This window comes from Polaribacter sp. Q13, assembly GCF_016858305.2.
Lineage (GTDB): Bacteria > Bacteroidota > Bacteroidia > Flavobacteriales > Flavobacteriaceae > Polaribacter.
In genome coordinates this window covers 2009090-2029559 of record NZ_CP074436.1, presented here as the reverse complement: position 1 = coordinate 2029559, position 20470 = coordinate 2009090, and the positions used below count along the sequence as shown (strand labels likewise).

Annotated in this window: 20 protein-coding genes and 1 tRNA gene; 3 read left to right on the top strand and 18 right to left on the bottom strand. The window is 29.4% G+C overall.

The window, feature by feature from the left end:
• Positions 1-27: 27 nt before the first annotated feature.
• From ccsA to JOP69_RS08490, 17 genes are all read right to left on the bottom strand, one after another.
• Complete coding sequence (gene ccsA / locus JOP69_RS08570; RefSeq protein ID WP_203394076.1) at positions 28-3174, bottom strand: cytochrome c biogenesis protein CcsA; 3147 nt, start codon at positions 3172-3174, stop codon at positions 28-30.
• Between the two features lie 265 nt (positions 3175-3439).
• Positions 3440-5008 carry a methylmalonyl-CoA mutase gene (gene scpA, locus JOP69_RS08565; protein ID WP_203394075.1) on the bottom strand — a complete coding sequence of 523 codons (1569 nt, stop codon included), beginning with the start codon at positions 5006-5008 and terminating at the stop codon, positions 3440-3442.
• Complete coding sequence (locus tag JOP69_RS08560) at positions 5001-5333, bottom strand: hypothetical protein (protein WP_203394074.1); 333 nt, start codon at positions 5331-5333, stop codon at positions 5001-5003. The genes scpA and JOP69_RS08560 overlap by 8 nt, the downstream gene beginning before the upstream one ends.
• A gap of 9 nt (positions 5334-5342) precedes the next feature.
• Positions 5343-6701 carry a methylmalonyl-CoA mutase subunit beta gene (locus JOP69_RS08555; protein ID WP_203394073.1) on the bottom strand — a complete coding sequence of 453 codons (1359 nt, stop codon included), beginning with the start codon at positions 6699-6701 and terminating at the stop codon, positions 5343-5345.
• Positions 6702-7019, bottom strand: a complete 318-nt coding sequence (locus JOP69_RS08550; RefSeq protein WP_203394072.1) for a septum formation initiator family protein — start codon at positions 7017-7019, stop codon at positions 6702-6704. It lies immediately after the preceding gene.
• 5 nt (positions 7020-7024) lie between these two features.
• The gene (gene udk, locus JOP69_RS08545; protein WP_203394071.1) at positions 7025-7630 is read right to left on the bottom strand and encodes a uridine kinase; all 606 of its coding nucleotides are present in this window, start codon (positions 7628-7630) and stop codon (positions 7025-7027) included.
• A gap of 213 nt (positions 7631-7843) precedes the next feature.
• Positions 7844-7917: transfer RNA gene (locus JOP69_RS08540), tRNA-Thr, on the bottom strand.
• A 219-nt stretch (positions 7918-8136) separates the two neighbouring features.
• Positions 8137-9444, bottom strand: a complete 1308-nt coding sequence (locus tag JOP69_RS08535; RefSeq protein WP_203394070.1) for a deoxyribodipyrimidine photo-lyase — start codon at positions 9442-9444, stop codon at positions 8137-8139.
• A gap of 35 nt (positions 9445-9479) precedes the next feature.
• Positions 9480-9956, bottom strand: coding sequence for an SRPBCC family protein (locus JOP69_RS08530; RefSeq protein ID WP_203394069.1), 477 nt, complete (start codon positions 9954-9956; stop codon positions 9480-9482).
• A gap of 1 nt (position 9957) precedes the next feature.
• The gene (locus tag JOP69_RS08525) at positions 9958-10419 is read right to left on the bottom strand and encodes a TspO/MBR family protein (protein ID WP_203394068.1); all 462 of its coding nucleotides are present in this window, start codon (positions 10417-10419) and stop codon (positions 9958-9960) included.
• Positions 10420-10602: 183 nt separating this feature from the next.
• A complete protein-coding gene (locus JOP69_RS08520) occupies positions 10603-11073 on the bottom strand; it encodes a glutathione peroxidase (RefSeq protein ID WP_203394067.1) in 471 nt (156 codons plus the stop codon).
• Between the two features lie 15 nt (positions 11074-11088).
• Complete coding sequence (locus JOP69_RS08515; protein ID WP_203394066.1) at positions 11089-11772, bottom strand: SDR family NAD(P)-dependent oxidoreductase; 684 nt, start codon at positions 11770-11772, stop codon at positions 11089-11091.
• 6 nt (positions 11773-11778) lie between these two features.
• A complete protein-coding gene (locus tag JOP69_RS08510) occupies positions 11779-11994 on the bottom strand; it encodes a hypothetical protein (RefSeq protein WP_087520715.1) in 216 nt (71 codons plus the stop codon).
• Between the two features lie 77 nt (positions 11995-12071).
• The gene (locus JOP69_RS08505) at positions 12072-12296 is read right to left on the bottom strand and encodes a hypothetical protein (protein WP_203394065.1); all 225 of its coding nucleotides are present in this window, start codon (positions 12294-12296) and stop codon (positions 12072-12074) included.
• 733 nt (positions 12297-13029) lie between these two features.
• Complete coding sequence (locus tag JOP69_RS08500) at positions 13030-14457, bottom strand: SDR family oxidoreductase (protein WP_203394064.1); 1428 nt, start codon at positions 14455-14457, stop codon at positions 13030-13032.
• 207 nt (positions 14458-14664) lie between these two features.
• Entirely contained in the window at positions 14665-15969 is a 1305-nt protein-coding gene (locus JOP69_RS08495; RefSeq protein ID WP_203394063.1) for an AarF/ABC1/UbiB kinase family protein, read from the bottom strand.
• 7 nt (positions 15970-15976) lie between these two features.
• Positions 15977-16633, bottom strand: a complete 657-nt coding sequence (locus JOP69_RS08490) for a TetR family transcriptional regulator C-terminal domain-containing protein (RefSeq protein ID WP_203394062.1) — start codon at positions 16631-16633, stop codon at positions 15977-15979.
• A 166-nt stretch (positions 16634-16799) separates the two neighbouring features.
• On the opposite strand from JOP69_RS08490, the gene JOP69_RS08485 reads away from it, so the two are divergent.
• A complete protein-coding gene (locus JOP69_RS08485; RefSeq protein WP_252191214.1) occupies positions 16800-17882 on the top strand; it encodes a formylglycine-generating enzyme family protein in 1083 nt (360 codons plus the stop codon).
• A gap of 459 nt (positions 17883-18341) precedes the next feature.
• On the opposite strand, the gene JOP69_RS08480 is transcribed toward JOP69_RS08485, so the two are convergent.
• Positions 18342-18854: a hypothetical protein gene (locus JOP69_RS08480; protein ID WP_203394060.1), complete on the bottom strand. Its 513-nt coding sequence runs from the start codon at positions 18852-18854 to the stop codon at positions 18342-18344.
• 275 nt (positions 18855-19129) lie between these two features.
• On the opposite strand from JOP69_RS08480, the gene JOP69_RS08475 reads away from it, so the two are divergent.
• Positions 19130-19483 (top strand): transposase, encoded by a 354-nt coding sequence (locus tag JOP69_RS08475; protein WP_203394059.1) that lies wholly within the window; start codon positions 19130-19132, stop codon positions 19481-19483.
• A 124-nt stretch (positions 19484-19607) separates the two neighbouring features.
• Complete coding sequence (locus tag JOP69_RS08470) at positions 19608-20456, top strand: transposase (protein ID WP_368377975.1); 849 nt, start codon at positions 19608-19610, stop codon at positions 20454-20456.
• The last annotated feature ends 14 nt before the right edge of the window (positions 20457-20470 follow it).

Below are 20470 nucleotides of genomic sequence, written 5' to 3'. Positions count from 1 at the left end.
AGTACATTTTCTTGCTAAATTATGTGGCTACTTTTTAAAGTATTTCTTGTATTTAAACGATGCTATAATGGTTAGTAAAATTAATGCCCCAATATAAACATAAGCTTCTCTTGGCGTTACTGCTTTATCTCCACTAGCATAAGAATGCAAACCAGATAAGTAGAAGTTTACACCAAAATAGGTCATCATAATAGATAAATAAGCAAATGCAGAAGCAAAATTAAATGCGAGTCTACCACGTAAACCCGGTATTAAACGCATGTGTAAAACAAAAGCATAAATCATAATAGAAATTAAAGCCCAAGTTTCTTTTGGATCCCAACCCCAATAACGGCCCCAACTTTCATTAGCCCACATTCCACCAAGAAAATTACCAACCGTTAACATAACCAAACCAACAGTAAGCGCCATTTCATTAATAATGGTTAACTCTTTAATATTGATATCCATTCTTTTTTTATTCTTATCTGTAGTAAATACAATAAGTATTAAAGAAACAATACCTAAAATCATACCTAAAGAAAAAGGACCATAACTAGCTACAATAATAGATACGTGTACCATTAACCACCAAGAGTTTAATACAGGTTGTAAGTTGGCAATGGCTGGATCTAACCAGTTTTGATGTGCAAAGACTAGTATAATGGCTGCTAAAAAAGTAGTTGCTCCAATGGTTAGTGTAGATTTTTTTCCTAAAAACAAACCAAATAACATCGTTGCCCAAGCAACATAGATAATAGATTCGTACGCATTACTCCAAGGTGCGTTACCGCTAATGTACCATCTAGCAGCTAACCCGAAAGTATGAAATAGAAAACTTAAAATGGTTAATACAATTAACCCTTTAACAATGTAGCTTAGTGTTTTAGATTTATAATAAAATATTTTTAAAATTTCAATAAAGATTAATAACAATCCTAAAATCATATAAAAGATAGAAGTCTTTGTGAAAATTTCCCACTTATTATACATGATTTCTAAATCAATTTTATTTTCGGAAGGATATACTTCTGCTCCAAATTTCTTTTGAAACTTTTTAATTCCGTCTAAAATCTGATTTGCTTTTGTATAATCTTTGGTTTTTTTAGCTTCTTGTAAAAGTTGTATGTAAACGGGTAAAGATTGACGTACAAAAACAGAATCTGTAGCTTTAAAACCTGCTGTAGAGGTTTCTGGTTGAGAAACCCAAGTATTATTATCATCATTAGGAATTGGATAAATACGTAAAATACCTCCGCCAATAGCACTATACAATAAGCCTACTCGTTTATCAATTTTAATTAAATCTTTTTCAAATTTATTTTTTACATTTTTTTTCTGTGCTTCTGCTACGGCATCTTTTATTTTATACGCCCCATTAGGCATAATAAAATCTGATAAACGAGCATATTTTGCGGTGTTAGGTAAACTTAAAATCTCTCTAATTTTAGAGTTTCCTTTTTCTAAATAAATTACAGGAACCTCAAACCAAAAGCGAGGGTTTTCTATAATAGATAATAAAACCTGACTTGGTTGCATGCCATTAAACGTCTCTGTTTTACTAACTTTTCGGACCAATTCAGACGCAAAGGTATCTGCGGGTTTCATACGGCCACCAGCATCTTGAATCACTAGTTTATTAAAACTTTCGGCATGTTTAATATCAACTGCATTTGCTTTTAATATAGAGTCTATTTGTTGATTAGTGATGTTGTTTTCTTGATGCTCTGTATGTTGTCCAAAACTAATAGTAGAAATGAATAATGCAGTCACCATAGACATTGTCATTTTTTTCTTTTTAATTTTTTTCAAACCTTTTTTTAAGTCATTAAAATGTGTGTTTTTATCAAAAAGCATACTAATTAAACCAGTATATAATAGGGAATATCCTAAGTATGTAATAAATGTTCCTAAAAAATCATGGTTTACAGAAAGGTGTGTTTCTTCTCTTGGGCCAGATAAATCGTAACTAGATTGAAAAAATTTGTAGCCTTTATAATCTAAAATATGATTCATAAAAATTCGATAGTCAAATGTTTCTTTTGCATCTATAACAGTAACTTCGCTAGCATAAGATGCGGCACTTTCGGAGCCAGGGTATTTTTCTAGTTGAAAATCATTTAATTTTACTGAAAAAGGAGTTTCTAATATTTTTGAACCATATAATACTCTAAAATTTAAATTACCTACAGTAACTTCTTTAGAACCTTGAGCATTGTATTTACCTCCGGTTAATTCTATTCTTTCTGTTTTGTTATCAGTTTTAATATCTAAAACAATAATATCTAAATTTTTACTATCTTTTTTACCGCTAATGGTTTTCATAATCCCTTTTTCGGCAGGTTTAGGAATCACAAATTGTAATCCTGCTATATTATTTAAAGTTAAATATTGAAAATTCTGAATGGAGTCTTTCGTGATTTTTCCTCTTTTTTGATCAGCCATTCTAAACCAATCACCTTCATCTTTAGAAACCATTTTTAAGTTTCCTCCTTTATTTGTAAAGTTGATAGAAGCATTGTTATTTGGAGCATCAAAACCAACTAATACTCCATGAATATTTTGGATAGTTCCTTTTTCAATCCAATGTTCATGGCGAGTTCCGTCTGATGATTCTACAAAAAACAAGTGTTCAACTCCGTTTTCGTCTTCTATTAATTTTTTTTCAGCCTTAGGGATATAATCAACAAGCTCAAAACTAAAATGTTGGGTTTTATCTTCGTTTTTAAAATTGTCTGAGTAAGACCATGAGTTTTTACCCCAAGCAGATAATAATATAGGTTTGTTAATTTCAGGTTTTTGAACCTTACCATTATCAACAATTATGTTTAGATAGGTAGTTTCGGATAAATATTTATTTACAGTTTCTCCTTCCTTAATCATCATAGTACCTTCGTAACCAATATACCTAGTTACGCCTGCTCCAATTATGATAAAAAGGAAAGCTAAATGAAACATTAAAACGGCCCATTTTTCTTTTTTGTACAATCTGTATCTAAAAATATTTCCAAAGAAATTAATAACAAAAAAGACCATAATAGCCTCAAACCACCATGTGTTATATACAAGTGCTTTAGAAGTTTGTGTGCCAAAATCATTTTCTATAAACGTGGCAACTCCCATTGCAACCGCAAAAAGGATAAATAAAAATGCCATTAATCTGGTAGAGTAGAGTATATTAAGAATTTTTTTCATTCTATTTTAGTAGTTTTTAAAGTGTGGCAAATTTAAGGATAAAAGAAATACTAAGACATCTTGAAAAGTTCTTTTTTCTTGTTAAAGTTTGTTAAAAGAGGTCGCTTATTTCATTAAGATTCAATAAGAATAATAATTTCTGTATTGATGTTAATTCAAATGAAAGTCTAGTTTTTTATAGATATATCTTATCCTAGTTTGGATGAAATAATTTTCGGAATCTTTCTTTTAAATTTTAAAATTCTGATGCTTTGTAATAAACTGTTTAATGAACAGCTTTATATCTTCCAAAAACAGCTTCTAATGCATTAGAAATTTCACCTAATGTAGCTCTGTTTTTGGCTGCTTTTACTGCTAATTCTAATAAGTTTTCTTTTCCTGTTCTTGCAGCTTCTGTTAAAGCTTTAAGAGACTTTTTAACTTCAGTATTGTTTCTAGAAGCTTTTAATTGATGTAGTCTTTTAATTTGAGAATTACGTACAGTTTCATAATCAACCTCTAAGATTTGTAAAGGATCTTCTTTTTTTAATTGATATCTATTAACTCCTATAATTACCTCTTTTTCGGTATCTATTTTAGCTTGTTTAATAGCTGCAGCTTCTTCAATGCGTATTTTAGGGGTTTCATTTTCAATGGCTTTTGTCATGCCTCCAAGTTCTTCTATCTCACTAATTAGCTCCCAAGCTTTGTTAGCAATATCTTCTGTTAGTTTTTCTAGGTGATAACTTCCTGCCCAAGGGTCTATAGTTTTGGTAATATGAGTTTCTTTTTGTAAATAGATTTGCGTATTTCTTGCAATTCTAGCAGAAAAATCTGTTGGTAAAGTAACGGCTGCATCTAAAGCATTGGTGTGTAAACTTTGTGTTCCGCCAAAAGCAGCTGCCATGGCTTCTATAGTTGTTCTTGTTATATTATTGAAAGGGTCCTGTGCTGTTAAAGACCAATCACTTGTTTGGCAATGTGTTCTTAAAGCTAAAGATTTTGGGTTTTTGGGGTTAAATTCTTTTACAATTTTAGCCCACAACATTCTTGCAGCTCTTAACTTTGCGATTTCTGTAAAATGATTCATTCCAATAGCCCAAAAGAAAGACACTCTTGGAGCAAAAGAATCTATTTCCATACCAGCTTCAATTCCATTTCTTATATATTCTAATCCATTTGCAAGTGTATATGCTAATTCCATTTCTGCAGTTGCACCCGCTTTTTGCAAGTCAAATCCAGAAATAGAAATAGCATTAAATTTTTGTATTTTATTGCTAGTATATTTAAAAATATCTGCAATAATCTTCATGGATGGAGAAATAGGGTAGATGTACGTGTTTCTTGCCATAAAATCAGTGAGAATATCATTCTGTATTGTACCATGTAAGTTTTCTATAGAAATACCTTGCTCTTCTGCCGCAACAATATAAAATGCAAAAATGGGTAAGACAGCACCATTAATTGGCATAGAAACAGATACTTTATCTAACGGAATTTTGTTAAATAAAATCTTCATATCTTCTACAGAATCTATGGCTACACCCGCTTTACCAACATCACCTTGTACAAGTTCATGATCAGAATCGTACCCTTTATGCGTTGCTAAATCAAAAGCAACAGATAATTCTTTTTGTCCTGCTTCTAAAAGTTTTCTATAAAAAGCATTGGTTTCTTCGGAAGTAGAAAAACTTGCATTTTGTCTTATGGTCCAGGGTCTTTTAACATACATGGTGGCATAGGTACCTCGTAAATTCGGTGCAATACCAGCAACAAAACCTTCTTGGTTAAAAGAAGGTCTTGGTTTTTTGTGATTTTTTGTAAGTTTTATATGTTGTAATTCTTTTCTATTCATTTTTGGGTTCTACTTCTAGCTTCTGAAGTTTGTATAATTTGATTCCAATTTCATTTATTTCTTTTTCTTTTTTCCTTATTTTAAAGGAACTAGTTAAAATTAAAAATATAGAAAAAACGACTAAAATTATAACAGCAGTAAAAATGAAATTGGCGTTATTTCCAAAAAAATGATAAAATTTATCTTCTAAGAAATAAAGGCTGACTGCAATAAAAAAAATAAATCCAATTATAATAGAAGGTAGTTTTTTCTTCAATTTTTGTATTTCTTCTTTTAATTTATTTTGTCTTTTTTGTTCAATGAGAATTTCTTCTTTTTTTTCCATTTTCAGGTTTTATGAACCTTTTTCAGCGTTTAATCGTTCTTTTTCTAACGATTCTGAAAGTCGGTTTCTGGTTAATGGGGAAACTATTGTTTTTATATTTCTTTGCTTAACAAAGGGGTATAATTCCAACGCTTGTTGCATTTTTTCCTCTTTGTTTTGTAGAGAATTTGTACCTAAAAGTATCACTTCTTTTTCTAAGAAACCATTTTCTTCTTTTTTAGCACTTTCTTTAATTTTTTTCTGAATGATGCCACTTTTTAGTTGTTTTAAAAAGCCGCCACTTTTTTCTATTTGCTTAAAAAGCGTTAAAGCATTTTCTGCTAATTGTTCTGTTATAGATTCTATATAATAAGAACCTTCTGCAACGTTTTTACCTTTTTGAAGGGAGCTTTCTTGCTGAAATATTAATAATTGATTTCTAGAAATACGATTCCCAAATTCATTAGATTTATGAAAAATAGCATCATAAGAAACATTAGAAATAGTATTAGCGCCACCTAAAATAGCACTCATACATTCTGATGTTGTTCTTAATAAGTTTACGTTATAATCATAAATTGTTTTGTTTCTTAAACTGGGTTGTACAAAAAGATGGGCTTCTAAATCCTCTGCCTCATATTCTTTTATAACTAAAGACCATAAAATTCTAAAAGCTTTTAATTTTGCAATTTCAAAAAAATAATTACTTCCTACAGAAAAAGAAAAAGTTATTTTTTTAGCTACATTACTTCCGTATTTATTTAAGTATTCATTTGCATGTGCTAAAGTATATGCAAGTTGCTGTGTAATGGTAGCGCCACAATTTTGATATAAATCTGCCGAAACAGCAATAGAATTTGTAGTATTTCTTTGAATTCGCTCTAATTTTATAAAATCTTCTTTTAAATTAAAGAACCAATTACCGGTTTCTGCTAAGTTTCCAATAATATCCGTTTGAAAATAAGTTTTGTCTGAATTTATAAATTTTGATATTTCAAGTTGGAAAGAATCGTCTAAAAATGAAAATTTAAAGTAAATGAAAACTGATTTCACATTTATGTTACCAAGTAGTTTTCTGTAATCAAATGTTTTTTTTGCTATAAATTGAATTGAATTCGCTCCTCTTTTTAAAGCATTTATGGCTAATGAGTTTGCTATTTTTTCATCATCAATAAAAATAGTTTCACAAATGTTAAATTCTGTTTTTGGGTTTTCTATTTTTAGATTTGTTCTGTCTTCTGCTGTGTAAAAAGGTTTTACAACAATTCCTTCTTGAGTTCTCCAAAGTAATGTGTCATTATAATCTGCACCTCTTAAATCTACCTGGATTTTATTTTTCCAAGCAGCAGGTGTAGTTTTTAAAAAATTATCAAACAAAGGAGTATTCATTTATTTTTTCAGGGTATCAAATTCTATTAAATAAATATCTTCATTTTCTTTTTTCATTAAATATTTTTCTCGAGCAAATCGTTCTAACTGAATTGAATCTTGAAGCTTTTTTATGGTAGCTTTGTCTTCCTTTATTTTCTTTTCATAAAATGAAATTGTACTTTCTAAATCTGTAATTTCATTATCAAACTTTCTGTGTACCAGGTAAGAGTTTTCATCAAAAAAGAACATCCAAATTAAAAATGGAATTAAGATTAAAACAAAAACGTTTGTTAAAATTTTTACGGCTCTTATGTTTTTAAACTTATTAAAAGTCATAATCTTTATAAACGATCGTTAATTACTGTTCTTACAACATCAATGGCCACTAAATTATGCTTATTATTTGGGATAATTATATCTGCAAAATTTTTGGTAGGTTCTATAAATTGTAGGTGCATTGGTTTTAAAGTATCTTGATATCTGTTTAAAACTTCATCAATATCTCTTCCTCTTTCAGTAATATCTCTTCTAATTCTTCTTATTAAACGTTCATCCGTATCGGCGTGTACAAATATTTTAATATCAAATAAATCTCTAAGAGCTTTGTTATTTAAGATTAAAATACCTTCTACAATCACTACTTTTCTAGGGTGCGTTTTTACGGTATCTGTTGTTCTGTTATGCGTAACAAAAGAATATACAGGTTGTTCAATTGTTTTTCCCGATTTTAATTTTTTTAAATGTGTAACAATTAAATCAAAATCGATAGCTCTTGGATGATCAAAATTAATTTTGGTTCTTTCTTCATAAGATAAGTTAAACGTTTCGTTGTAGTACGAATCTTGTGATATTACACAAACTTCATCTGTAGGTAGTTGTTTAATTATTTGATTTACAACCGTAGTTTTTCCACTTCCTGTACCTCCGGCAATTCCAATAATGAGCATATAATTATGTTTAGGATAATTAATCGTCTAAAATAATAAAGATTTTGCAATAACTTATGGTTTTTTTAATCTTAAATCGGTTCTTTTGAAGAGGGGAACAGTGAAAGATTATTAAACTTTAAAAAGAAAGTTGTAAAATATATTTGTAATTAAATTAGTGTTTTTCATAAAAAAAAGTCTCAAAAAATATTATTTTGAGACTTTTTTAATTTGAGCCGATAGAGGGACTCGAACCCACGACCTGCTGATTACAAATCAGCTGCTCTAGCCAGCTGAGCTACATCGGCTTTTGTTTTTGAGAGCGCAAATTAAAAGCAATTTTTAGTTTCTACCAAATAAAATTACATTTATTTTTAATAAAAAGAGCTTCAATCTAGATTGAAGCTCTTAGAACAAGAATAATTTCACATAAAATAGAATAATTTGAAAGGTTATTTTTCTATTTATACTTAAAAAACGTAATTTTATTTTATTTGTTGCCTTTATTAGTTTTTAAATATTGTTAGTTAAAAGTCTACTAAAGCTTTTTTATATGTGGATAAACAGCGTTCTCTAGCTAGTTTATGTTCTACAATTGGAGTAGGGTAGGTGAGCTCTTGAAAATTAGGTACCCATTTTTTGATGTAATTTAAGTCTTTGTCAAATTTTTTAATTTGAGTAGTGGGGTTAAAAATTCTAAAATAAGGAGAAGCATCTACACCGGTTCCGGCAACCCATTGCCAGTTACCAATATTACTTGCTTGTTCATAATCGTGTAATTTTTCAGCAAAATACGCTTCTCCCCATCTCCAATCTATTAATAAATGTTTGCAAAGAAAGCTACCAACCAACATTCTAATTCTATTGTGCATAAAACCTGTTTTATTTAATTCTTTCATGCCAGCATCTACTAATGGATAGCCTGTTTCGCCGTTACACCAAGCTTTGAATTCTTCTTCGTTATTTCTCCAGAGAATCTTATCGTATTTGGGTTTAAAGCTGTCTTTAACAGTGTGAGGAAAATGCCATAAAATTTGCATAAAAAACTCACGCCAAATTAATTCTTTTAAGAAAGTACTATTATTGCTTTTTGATGCTTTGTCAACCATTTTGCGAATACTGACGGTTCCGAAACGTAAATGTGTGCCTAATTTAGAGGTACTGTCTTTTGCAGGGAAGTTTCTGGTTTCTTCGTAAGTGTCAATTAATTGAGAAGATACTTTGTAAGAAGTAACTTTTATTTCAGATTTTATAAAACCAATAGTTTCTAGTTTTAAAATAGGTTGGTTTTTACTTTTGATAAAATTTTCTAACAGTGTTTCTGAAGGATAAAATTGAATTCCTTTATAATGAAAAGCTTCTAACCATTTTTTAGAATAGGGTGTGTAAACTTTATACGGTGTTCCATCTTTTTTTACAATTTCATTTCTTTCAAAAATTACTTGGTCCTTGAACGTTGTAAAATTGATATTTTTTGATGTTAGGAATTGCTTGATTTCTAAATCTCTTTTTATAGCATAAGGTTCATAATCATGATTTGTAAAAACAGTGTCAATGTTGTGTTTTTCTGATAATGAATTGAATATTTCTATTGGTTTTCCGTAAAGTACTTCAAAAGCACTTCCTATTTCGAGTAGTTTTTTATGAATATGTTCTATTTCTTGATAAATAAAGGAAACACGTGCATCTTCTTTATTTAATTTACTTAAAATTTCTTCATCAAAAATAAAAATTGGAAGTACTTTTTTGCCTGATTTTAATGCCTGATATAATCCGCAATTATCTTCTAAACGTAAATCTCTTCTAAACCAAAAAATATGTATAACTGTCTTCATTTATTATCGTTGTCTAATTTCTATAAACCAAAAATCTATTTAATTGGTGGGTAATATTGTCCAAAAAGTTCAATTAATTTTTTTTGTCTGTATTCAAAAATTTCTTCTAATTTGGGTTTTACCAGTATGGGGTGCACCATTTGACCTAAAATTCCCATAGGAACTTTATAATCTATAATATCTTCCATTTCTACGCCACCTTCAATTTTTTTAATAAAATGTTTATGATGCCATAAAGCATAGGGGCCAAAACGTTGCTCGTCTACAAAATATTCATTTTCCTTTACATGTGTAATTTCGGTAACCCATTTTGTTTTTATCCCAAGAATTGGAGTTACAATATATTGTATAATTTGACCTGCAAACATTGGTTTTTCTGCTCCAGAAAGAATATCGAAACTCATGTAAGAAGGAGTAATGGTTTTTAAGTTTTTAGGGCTCGATAAAAACTCCCAAGCTTTTTCTAATGTAATTGGTAATTTTTGCTTTCTGTGGAATGTGTAGATTTTCATGTTAATTATGAATTAAAATGTAGAGGTTTAGTGATGTTGCAATGCAAAGCCAAATTATGTATGGCAATAGTAAATATTGATAATATTTAGTTTTATTACTGAGTTTAAAAAAGAAATAAAACAAGGTAGAGGTGAGTAATACAATTGTTATGAAGCCGATTAAGACTAAGTGTTGATTAAAGAAAATGTAGTTCCAACTTACGTTTAGAATAAATTGAATTATAAAAACAGAGCGTATTTTTGAGTTGTAATTGGTTGTAAATAATTTACCTAAATAAATAGAGAAACAAATCATAATTAAGGTCCAGGCAATTCCAAAAACAATTCCAGGAGGTGTCCAAGGTGCTTGGTTTAAGTTGGTATACCAATCAGTAAGTGGGCCGTTATTCATTAACCATCTTCCAATGGCTAATCCTCCAAAATTGATAACTAAAAATAATAGTGTAAGTTTTACTTGTTTCATAAATGCATTATTTATATTCTAAAGGCTCATTTTTTTTAAAATGTTATCTGCTTCTAGCTATTTTTGATTGCTATAGGTTCTATTGATGGCTTGTAATTTAAAAGCTTCTTCCTTTATTTTATTGCAAGCTTCTTGCAGCTTTTCTATTTCACTTTCTATTTAAATAAGCCAAACATAACTTTATTATATTAGGTGTTTTGTTATTTTTGAACTCAATGGATTTGTAATTGAAAAATAGTAATCAACGAATTCTCCTTTTGGGGAAACTAAATATTTTTGAAAATTCCATTTTACAGATGAGCTTTTTTTATGATTTAACTTCTTTGATGTTAGCCAAGTATATAAAAGGTGTTGGTTTTCTCCTTTCACATCAATTTTTTCTGTAATTAAAAATGAAACGCCATAATTTACTTCACAAAATTCTTGAATCTCAGAAGAGGATCCAGGTTCTTGTTTCCCAAACTGATTACAGGGAACTCCTATTACAACTATTTTGTCATTATATGTTTTATGTAATTCTTCTAAATATTTGTATTGTGGTGTAAATCCGCACTTAGAAGCAACGTTTACAAAAAGAATATATTTACCTTTAAAATCTGACAAAAGAATAGGGGTATTCTGGAGACTATTAATCTCTATATCGTAAATATTCATATAATTTTGATTTATTTATATTTTAAAACTGACAATTCCGCAGTCTAACTCAAAAATTTGACCAGATATAGCACTCGCTTTTTCAGAAATTAAAAAAGAAGCCATATCTGCAACTTCTTTTGGTGCTAGATATTTTTTTAGAGGATGACGCTCTTTTATGTTTTCAATCATCCGTTCATTACGTAATAGTTTAGAAGCCAAATCTGTGTCTGTTACAGTAGGTGCAATTGCGTTTACACGAATTAAAGGAGCTAATTCTGCTCCTAAGGATTTAGTTAAACCTTCTACGGCAGATTTAGCTGAAGCTACACTGGCATGAAAAGGCATCCCTAATTTTGCGGCAACTGTACTAAATAATAAAATAGAGGGTTTGTTTCCTTTTTTTAAAGAAGGTAGGTAATGCTGAATTGCTTTAACAGCGCCAATAACGTTAATTTCAAAGTCTTCTCTGAAATCATTTAGCTTTAGTCTAGAAATTGGTTTTAAATTGATGCTTCCTGGGCAGTAGATTAAGGTGTCTATTGCTTCTATGTTAGGTAATTCATCTGTAAGAATATCACAAGTATAGTGATTGAGATTAGTGTGGGCAAGTAAAGGGTTTGTTCTACTAATATTTATAATAGAATTTTCATCAATTAAATTTGCAATAATTGCTTTTCCAATTCCTTTACTTCCTCCAATAACTAAAATTTTATTCATTTGCTTTTAAGGTCTTCCTTTCAAGCGCTTTTCAATTTTTTGTTTAACTGCTGTAAGGCGCTTCATTTGATCCATTATTTCAAGATCTTTTTCTACTTTATATACTTCATTTAGTTCTAGTATTAAGGCTTTTACCTCTCTAGAAGCAACAATTCTATCACTAGTTGTTTTAAATGAGAATTTTCTATGTTCAAATTCTTCCGCTCTTTCTAATAAATTCATTCTATATTTCTCTATTTTATTCTATAATTTGTGAATATAATTATAAAATTTAGAAAAACAAGAGAAACCTGTAATTATTACGCAGTAAGTGGTTTTCCTTTTAAACGTCTTTCTATTCTTTGCTTTATAACGGTTAAACGTTTCATGATATCCATAATTTCAGAATCTTTATTCTCTTTATAGATTTCATTTAAGCTTAAAATTAAAGATTTTGCTTCTCTAGCTGCCAATACTCGATCACTGGTAGTTGGGAATCTCATTTTTCTAGTTTCAAATTCTAATGCTTTTTTTATTAACTCCATAATTTAATTTCTGTATTTTACATTTAAATATTCCTTTTTGGAAACTTATAAACTTTAAATGTTTGTTTCGTCTTTTATTCTATTGCTATTATATAATCAATAGTTGTGCCGTTTAATTGATTTAAATATAGATTTATCTTATAGCATTATAGAGTAAATTTTAGTAGTTTTTAATATGTTTATAACATTTAACTACGATAAATATATTAAAATAAAAATTATCTTTTTCTATTATCAAAAAATATGAATAGAAATTAGGGGCTTTATTTTTTATTAACAGTTATTTATATTTCAAATATAATAAATGTTTAATTAATTCGCAAAATAATTAAACAAAATTTATTTTTTAAATTGATATGTTTTTATTTTGATACTAATTTGTAATAGCTTTTTAAAGCTAAATAATACCAATTTCATTTTGTTATGTCACTAAAATAATTGAAAATCTAAATGTCTTCCTGAGTTTGTTGGAGGGTATTCTGTAGTTTAAATAGGGTTTTCGACTGAGCAAATGTGAAGTGATCAGAGAGTCGTATCTTTTTTTTAATTAGAATAGTCAAAAACCAATAATGAATTTTAAAGCTTCTTTAAGTAGTTAAATTGGAATAATTCAATTATTTTTTAATAATGAGCCTTCTAAATAAGCTGTTTTTGTGTTTTTTAAACTAAAAAGAGGTAGAGATGTTTTTATGTATTATAGATAGAAGGAGTGTGTATTAAACACAGATGTTTGTTAAGAGTCTTTGTTTATATTGTTAATCATTCCGTTAAAAACAAACCAATGAAAAGGCATAACGGCATACCAATAGATTCTGCCGGCTAAACCATGAGGTCTAAAAGTAGCTGTTTGGTGTAATTGGTCATCTTTAATTTTAAATTCTAACCAAGCTTCACCGGGCATTATCATTTCTGCGTAGAGTAGTAGTTTTCCTTTTTCCTTATCAGCATATATTACACGCCAAAAGTCTAAAGCATCACCAACATTCAACTCTGTAGGATGTCTTCTCCCTCTTCGTAAACCAGCTCCACCAAAAAATTGATCTAAAAATCCTCTAATTTTCCAAAGAAAAGTGCCATAATACCAGCCAGTTTCTCCACCAATTGCCCAAATTCTGTTTAGTGTTCTTTTTTTGTTTTTTACAATTCTTGTTTTGTGGTCTTTAAAGCAGCCATACTCTGGAACATTTACAAATTCATGTACAAAGTTTTTTAGTTTTCCGCTACTTATATAAGAGTCTTTCCAGCTGGAAACAATGCTGTTTTGTTCAATTTTTTTAAAAGCTAATTTTACCGCTTCTTTGTAAGGCATTGGCTGTACGTCTAAAATAGTATTGATGTCGCTTTTATTACCAATTACTTCTACACCCATAGAATTAACTAAAGAACTTGCTAATTTATATGATGTAGAGGTTACAAAATAGAGCCAGTAAGAGGATAGTTTTGGTGTCATAACAGGTACTGTTAAAATCCACCTTTTTAGTTTTCTTACTTCTGCAAATTGCAACAACATTTCTTTATAAGTTAGTATTTCTGGGCCAAAAATATCATGAGAAGTATTAAATAATTCTTTTCTGTCGAGTGCTTTGTGTAAAAAAGACAAGACATCTCTAATTGCTAAAGGTTGTGTTTTTGTGTTCAACCATTTAGGCGCAATCATTGCAGGTAATTTTTCTACTAGGTCTCTTATGATTTCAAAAGAAGAACTTCCGGACCCTACAATTATTCCTGCTTTAAAAGTGGTTAAGGCATATGTGTTTGATGCTAATGTATTTTCAACATTTTTTCTTGATAATAAATGCTTAGAGAGCTTGGTGTCGTTGGTTATGCCACTTAAATAAATAACTTGTTTTATTGTGGTCGTTTCAGCATATTTTTTAAAGTTTAAGGCGCATTTTTCTTCTAAAACATGAAATTCTTTAGCAGAATTAGACATAGAGTGAATTAAATAATAGGCCGCATCAATATCTTTACGGAGGTGAGTTAAGCTTTCATAGTCTAAAAAATCAGCTTCAACTAATTGAATGTTTTTTTGATTTTTGTAATAGCTTTCTGCTCTTATTTTATCTCTAACAGGACAAATAACGGTGTGTCCGTCATTTAATAATAACGGAATTAAACGTTTGCCAATATATCCGGTTGCTCCTGTTACAAGAATTTTCATAGAAGTTATGCTGTGTTTTTAGTTCTTTGATAAGGTAATTTTTTTTTAGTAATTCAACCTTTACATATAACTTTTTAATTTGAACTACGGTAGGCATTTCATATTACAAACTTATAAATTGGCAGATTTAAAACTAGAGCACTTACTTATAAGGTTTATCTTATAAAGATGCTCTAGATCTTTCATTTTTTTATTCTTAAAATGACTTTAAAGCGTTTTAAAATTATTTATTTTTATGTCTTTTGCTTTTAAGTCATGCATTAAATTATACAAACCAAAAAAAGTTCTGTTAATGTAAATAAAGTGCTTAGAACCTCTGTTTCCATTCATGTTTTTTAGTTCTGTGCTTTTGGCATATTTCTGACCCAAATCAGAGAGCTTGCCAAAGAAAACTTTGTCAGAAAAATCAAAAACTTCTTGATGCAAGGGTTGTGTAAATAAAGTTAACATTTCATGAAACATGGCTCTAAAAAAGTCTAATTCTTCTTTAGAATCATCTGCTCTTAGAATTTCTAATTCATATAATTTCTGTTCAAAAATAACAGGATCACTAATACTTTCTGGTTTTGCTAATTCAAAATAAGGAACATAAAACTCCATAGGAATCGTTTTCATGCAACCAAAATCAATGACAATTAATTCGTTTTCTGGTGATATTAAAAAGTTTCCGGGATGCGGATCTGCATGTACTTTTTTTAAGTTATGCATCTGAAACATATAAAAATCCCACAAAGCTTGTCCTAATTTATTAGAAACTTCTTGGTTGTTTGTAGAAAATTCAGATAAATGTACGCCGTGCATCCAATCCATTGTAATAATTCTGTCTGATGATAAATCAGCATAATATTCAGGGAAATTAAGATTCGGAATGTGTTTACAAGCAGCTACAATTTCTTTACTTTGTTCAACTTCTAATATGTAATTTGTTTCCTCAACTAATTTATTTTCTACTTCTTTAAAATATTTATCAGAATCTTTTCCTCTAATATTAAACATTTTAATAGCAATAGGTTTTACCAAAGCTAAATCTGATGAAATACTTTGTGCCACACCAGGATATTGAATTTTTACAGCCAATTCTTTTCCATCTTTTTCTGCTTTATGAACCTGACCGATACTTGCGGCGTTTACAGAAACGGTATTAAATTTGTCGTAAATTTCATTCGGATCTTTTCCAAAATATTTTTTAAAAGTTTTGGTAACCAAAGCAGGAGAAAGTGGAGGTACAGAGAATTGAGAAAGCGAAAATTTTTCTACATAAGCCTGCGGTAAAATACTTTTTTCCATACTCAACATCTGAGCTACTTTTAAAGCACTTCCTTTTAAGGTTTTTAAACCGTCGTAAATATCTTCCGCATTATTTTCGTTTAGCTTAGCCTTGGCTTCTTCTTCTGTTTTGGTTATTTTATCTCCGTAATATTTAAGATAATTTACACCTATTTTTGCGCCAGTAGTAACTAATTTAGAAGCTCTCTGAATCTTAGAAGTTGGTATAGAATCTATTGTTTTCATAGGCTATTTAATTGAAGTTTACTTTTTCTTTTAAAATGAATTTTCCAAAATCGATAATGCTTTGTAAAGGTTTAATGTCCATTAAATCAAAACGAGCATTTATAGATTTTTCAATAAAAATATCTGTTTTTTCAAAGGATGGAGAAACATCATCTAGCCAAAACTTCATTGTTACCAATAAGTGAAACCAAGATGATTCTTGAATTGATTTATCTTGGATTTTTTCTAATTTTTCGTGTTTTAAATCTAATTTTTCTATGCCAATATTCTTAACATAGTTGAGATAATTTTCTCGCAGTTTTTTAAGAGACTTTAGTTTTTTAAAATTTTTTTGGCTATTTTCTAAAGCGTATACAACATAACTTCTGTTTGCTGTTAGTATTTCGAAAAATGTAAAATAAAAACTGAGTAATTTGTTTCTTGCATCAAAGTTTTCGTAGTCATCACTTTTGGCTAAAACGGTAATAGTGTGATTAAAAAATTCGGTAAAAACAGCTTCTTCAATAGTTTCAAAAGAACTATAGAATTTATAAAAATCAGCTTCGTCAAAATTATTTTCTTTCGCAAAACTATATACAGATTTTGGTTGATGGTTGTTTTCTAATATAAATTCCATATACCAGGATATTAAATTGTCTTTTGTAATATTTTTCTTTCTAGCCATAATCTTTTGATATTTATGTAAATATACGATTGTTTAACTAATTATCTATTTTGTTAAACAATAATTTTTTGTTAAAATAAATTGATGCTTTTAAATTAAAAGAATAAACATCAATATATTATCTATATTTGCTTGTAATCTTAATTTATTATAGATGAATTTTAATGTGAAAACAGTATTAATTGCAGTAGTATTAGCAACAACTCTTTTTAGTAGTTGTGATAAAAAACAATCAGAAAAGGATAAAAAAACAATCGTACAAAATGAAGTTTTAACGGAAGAGGTTAAGGCGCCAGAAGATATGGTGTGGGTTTCTGGAAAAACTTTTTTAATGGGGGCAAAAGTAGAGGATCAATATGCGATGCCGCGTGAAAAACCTGCGCATAAGGTTTCTGTTGATGGATTTTTTATTGACACACATGAAGTTACTAACAAACAATTTAAGAAATTTGTGGATGCAACTAAATATGTTACTGTTGCAGAAAGACCAATAGATTGGGATGAAATTAAAAAAGATTTACCTGCCGGTACAGAAAAACCAGCAGATTCAATATTACAACCAGGAAGTTTAATTTTTAATAAACATGCTAAAGGAGTTGTATCTATGGATAATTATGGACAGTGGTGGAAATGGCAAATTGGTGCAGATTGGAAGCATCCTGAAGGGCCAAAAAGTTCTATTGAAGGTCTAGATAATTATCCTGTTGTACATATGGCACAAGAAGATGCTTTGGCTTATTGCAAATGGGCTAATAGAAGGTTGCCTACTGAAGCGGAATGGGAGTCTGCAGCACAAGGTAAATTTGAAGATAATATTTATACTTGGGGAAATAAGTATGAAGACTTAAATGCGAATGCAAACACTTGGCAAGGTAAATTTCCAACAGAAAATATTTCTGAAGATGGGTTTGATTACATTTCTCCAGTAGCATCGTACCCAGCAAATAATATTGGATTGTATGATATGGCTGGTAATGTTTGGGAAATGACTTCTGATTTGTTTAATGTAAATTATTATCAAAGTATAGATCCATCAGTGGTACTTGCAAATCCTATAGGAGCAGAAAAATCATACACGCCTAGTAATCCGTATCAAGTGGAGTATGTTATGAAAGGTGGTTCTTTTTTATGCCATGAGTCTTATTGTGCTAGTTTTAGAATTTCCGCAAGAATGGGAATGGAGCCTAATTCTGGTTCAGATCATATTGGTTTTAGAACCGTTGCTACCAAAGAAATGTTAGTGAAATAATTTATTTTTTAGCTAGACGTTTTATTTTACCTAGTTATTTAAGTTTATCGGAATGACTTTTTATAGTACTATTAATTTTTTATTAATAGTACTATTTTTTTTGTGTAGCCTTTAAAATGTTCCTTTAAAAATTATCTTATTGATATCTTTTATAGCTCAGGTATTATGCGGATTCTTGGTCGGAAATAGAGGTATATATACCTACTGACGGATGTAATGGTTGTTTAAATGTTGGTTGAATTCAATATGCGCACGCATGTCAAACTCCAAATTTAGATTTTACAACGGTTTACCTAGTGTATTAGATAGGAATAAATTCTTCTAAATTTAATATTATTTTAAAAGCAAAAAACCTTGATAAATTTTATCAAGGTTTTTTGCTTTTATGTCTCTTAGTGTATTTGTTACAAGACTATATATTAAGGAATAGTGATTGCAATTTAACTAAAAGATTAGTAATTAAAATCGTTTTCCAATACCAATTCCAATGGCCCAAGTATCTAAATTGTTTGCGCGATAGTCATATAAAACAGTAGGAGAAACATCCCAATTGTTTCCAAATTCTATTTCATATTCTAGACCTGCTCTAACAATAAAAAGATTTTCTTGTTTTTCTAACTCAACACCTGCTCCTAAAACTAAAACCCAGTTTTCATGAAACTTATGAAGTGCATCAAGAGTTAAAACGACAGGATGCTCTTTTTCAACAAAAATTTCATGTTCTTTTTCTATTTCAAAAGTTTCAAGTTCTAGATCATTATGTAGGCCTAATCCCCATTTTTCATTAATCCAATATTCTAAATCCAATCCAAAGGAGGGAACAATAACAACTTTATCCCCATCGCTTGTAGAGGTAGGAATGAATGTGTGACTTAAAACAGGGCTAACTCTAAAATGTTTAAAATTTTCTTCTTGTGCAGTAGCAATAAAGCTAATAAAAGTTAATACGATTATTAAGGTGTTTTTTTTCAAAATAATTTTTATTGAATATTATTAAGCAAGCAAAAGTATATATTTATTTTATTTTCAAACATGATAAATGTTATTTTTTACTTCTAAGTAAGTCTTAGGGAATATTAAATTATTTGAAGTCCTTGATTTATGTTTTCAATATTAGGACTTATTGACTTGTTCTGTGTAGTAATTAATATAGGTAGGTGAAATTGTGATGGGATTTTTTGGATCAACACAAAAAGTTGTGGAGTAAACTAAAAAAGAAGAACTTTGACTTTTAAATTCTTTCTATTTTGGATACTTCAATTGAACTTGCTAAATTATTACTACCAGAAATACTTATAGACTATTTTAAACTCACTAAACATGAAGTTAAAAATGGAGAACTACATTTCTATTTCACCGAATTGAATACGATTCCAGAAGAATTTAAAGGATTAAAATTAAGTTCTAAAGGCTTTTTTCCTGAAGCGACTATTCAAGATTTTCCAATCCGAGGTAAAAACGTTTTTCTACATGTTATTAGACGACGTTGGGTGGAAGAAAGTTCTAAGAAAGTAGTTGTAAGAGATTGGCAATTAGTAGCAAAAGGCACTAGGATTACTAGTGAATTTGCTGCTTTTTTAAAACAAATCAGTCAACAATAACGCCACAAGCACAAGTATCGTCGCTAACTTTTACGGAGTTAACCCAAGGAGCTTACAGAGACAATACAAAGATTATTTAAGTGATTTTAAGCTATGGAACCAAAAACCGCATGCTGAACAATGGTTGCTTTTTCCTAAAAATATTGGAAGTTATCTTTCCATAGATGAAACAGCATTTTCTAATGGAGATTTATATACTATCGTGACTAATAAAAATGCGAACGGAAAGAAAGGTGCTTTACTCGCTATGATTAAAGGTACTAAAGCTGAAGATGTTATTAGAATTCTTCATAAAATAGCTTTAAAACAACGGAAAAAAGTAATCGAAGTAACCTTAGACATGGCAGGAAACATGGGGTTAATCGTTAAAAAATCATTTCCAAAAGCTGTATTAGTTATAGATCGCTTTCATGTACAAAAATTAGCTTTAGATGCTTTGCAAGAAATAAGAATTAAACATCGTTGGGAAGCAATAGATAAAGAAAACGACGCCATAGAAAACGCTAAAAACAACTCCTTAAAATATGTTCCTGAACTACTACCAAATGGAGATACTCTAAAACAATTATTAGCTAGGAGTAGATATCTATTATATAAATCTAGTAACAAGTGGACTAACACCCAACAGGAAAGAGCTGAAATACTTTTTAAAAATTATCCAGATATAGAAAAGGCATATAATTTATGTCAAAACTTATCCTGGATTTATAATCAAACAAAAGATAAAACTGTTGCCTTAATTAGACTTGCTAAATGGGATGAAAAGGTAAGACAAGCAAAGTTTAAAAGCTTTAATAGCATTGCTAGAACAATGTCTGTACATTATCAGAATATACTCAACTATTTTGACAATAGAAGCACAAATGCTTCTGCAGAATCTTTTAATGCTAAAATTAAAGCCTTTAGAGCACAATTTAGAGGTGTTAGAAACATCAAATTTTTCCTTTTTAGACTCTCAAATATTTATGCCTAATTTCTAAATCCCAC

What these genes read in the sequence shown, in the direction of transcription:
- ccsA (WP_203394076.1), bottom strand. Translation starts at nt 3,174, where the DNA reads ATGAAAAAAATTCTTAATATACTCTACTCTACCAGATTAATGGCATTT.
- scpA (WP_203394075.1), bottom strand. Translation starts at nt 5,008, where the DNA reads ATGAATAGAAAAGAATTACAACATATAAAACTTACAAAAAATCACAAA.
- JOP69_RS08560 (WP_203394074.1), bottom strand. Translation starts at nt 5,333, where the DNA reads ATGGAAAAAAAAGAAGAAATTCTCATTGAACAAAAAAGACAAAATAAA.
- JOP69_RS08555 (WP_203394073.1), bottom strand. Translation starts at nt 6,701, where the DNA reads ATGAATACTCCTTTGTTTGATAATTTTTTAAAAACTACACCTGCTGCT.
- JOP69_RS08550 (WP_203394072.1), bottom strand. Translation starts at nt 7,019, where the DNA reads ATGACTTTTAATAAGTTTAAAAACATAAGAGCCGTAAAAATTTTAACA.
- udk (WP_203394071.1), bottom strand. Translation starts at nt 7,630, where the DNA reads ATGCTCATTATTGGAATTGCCGGAGGTACAGGAAGTGGAAAAACTACG.
- JOP69_RS08535 (WP_203394070.1), bottom strand. Translation starts at nt 9,444, where the DNA reads ATGAAGACAGTTATACATATTTTTTGGTTTAGAAGAGATTTACGTTTA.
- JOP69_RS08530 (WP_203394069.1), bottom strand. Translation starts at nt 9,956, where the DNA reads ATGAAAATCTACACATTCCACAGAAAGCAAAAATTACCAATTACATTA.
- JOP69_RS08525 (WP_203394068.1), bottom strand. Translation starts at nt 10,419, where the DNA reads ATGAAACAAGTAAAACTTACACTATTATTTTTAGTTATCAATTTTGGA.
- JOP69_RS08520 (WP_203394067.1), bottom strand. Translation starts at nt 11,073, where the DNA reads ATGAATATTTACGATATAGAGATTAATAGTCTCCAGAATACCCCTATT.
- JOP69_RS08515 (WP_203394066.1), bottom strand. Translation starts at nt 11,772, where the DNA reads ATGAATAAAATTTTAGTTATTGGAGGAAGTAAAGGAATTGGAAAAGCA.
- JOP69_RS08510 (WP_087520715.1), bottom strand. Translation starts at nt 11,994, where the DNA reads ATGAATTTATTAGAAAGAGCGGAAGAATTTGAACATAGAAAATTCTCA.
- JOP69_RS08505 (WP_203394065.1), bottom strand. Translation starts at nt 12,296, where the DNA reads ATGGAGTTAATAAAAAAAGCATTAGAATTTGAAACTAGAAAAATGAGA.
- JOP69_RS08500 (WP_203394064.1), bottom strand. Translation starts at nt 14,457, where the DNA reads ATGAAAATTCTTGTAACAGGAGCAACCGGATATATTGGCAAACGTTTA.
- JOP69_RS08495 (WP_203394063.1), bottom strand. Translation starts at nt 15,969, where the DNA reads ATGAAAACAATAGATTCTATACCAACTTCTAAGATTCAGAGAGCTTCT.
- JOP69_RS08490 (WP_203394062.1), bottom strand. Translation starts at nt 16,633, where the DNA reads ATGGCTAGAAAGAAAAATATTACAAAAGACAATTTAATATCCTGGTAT.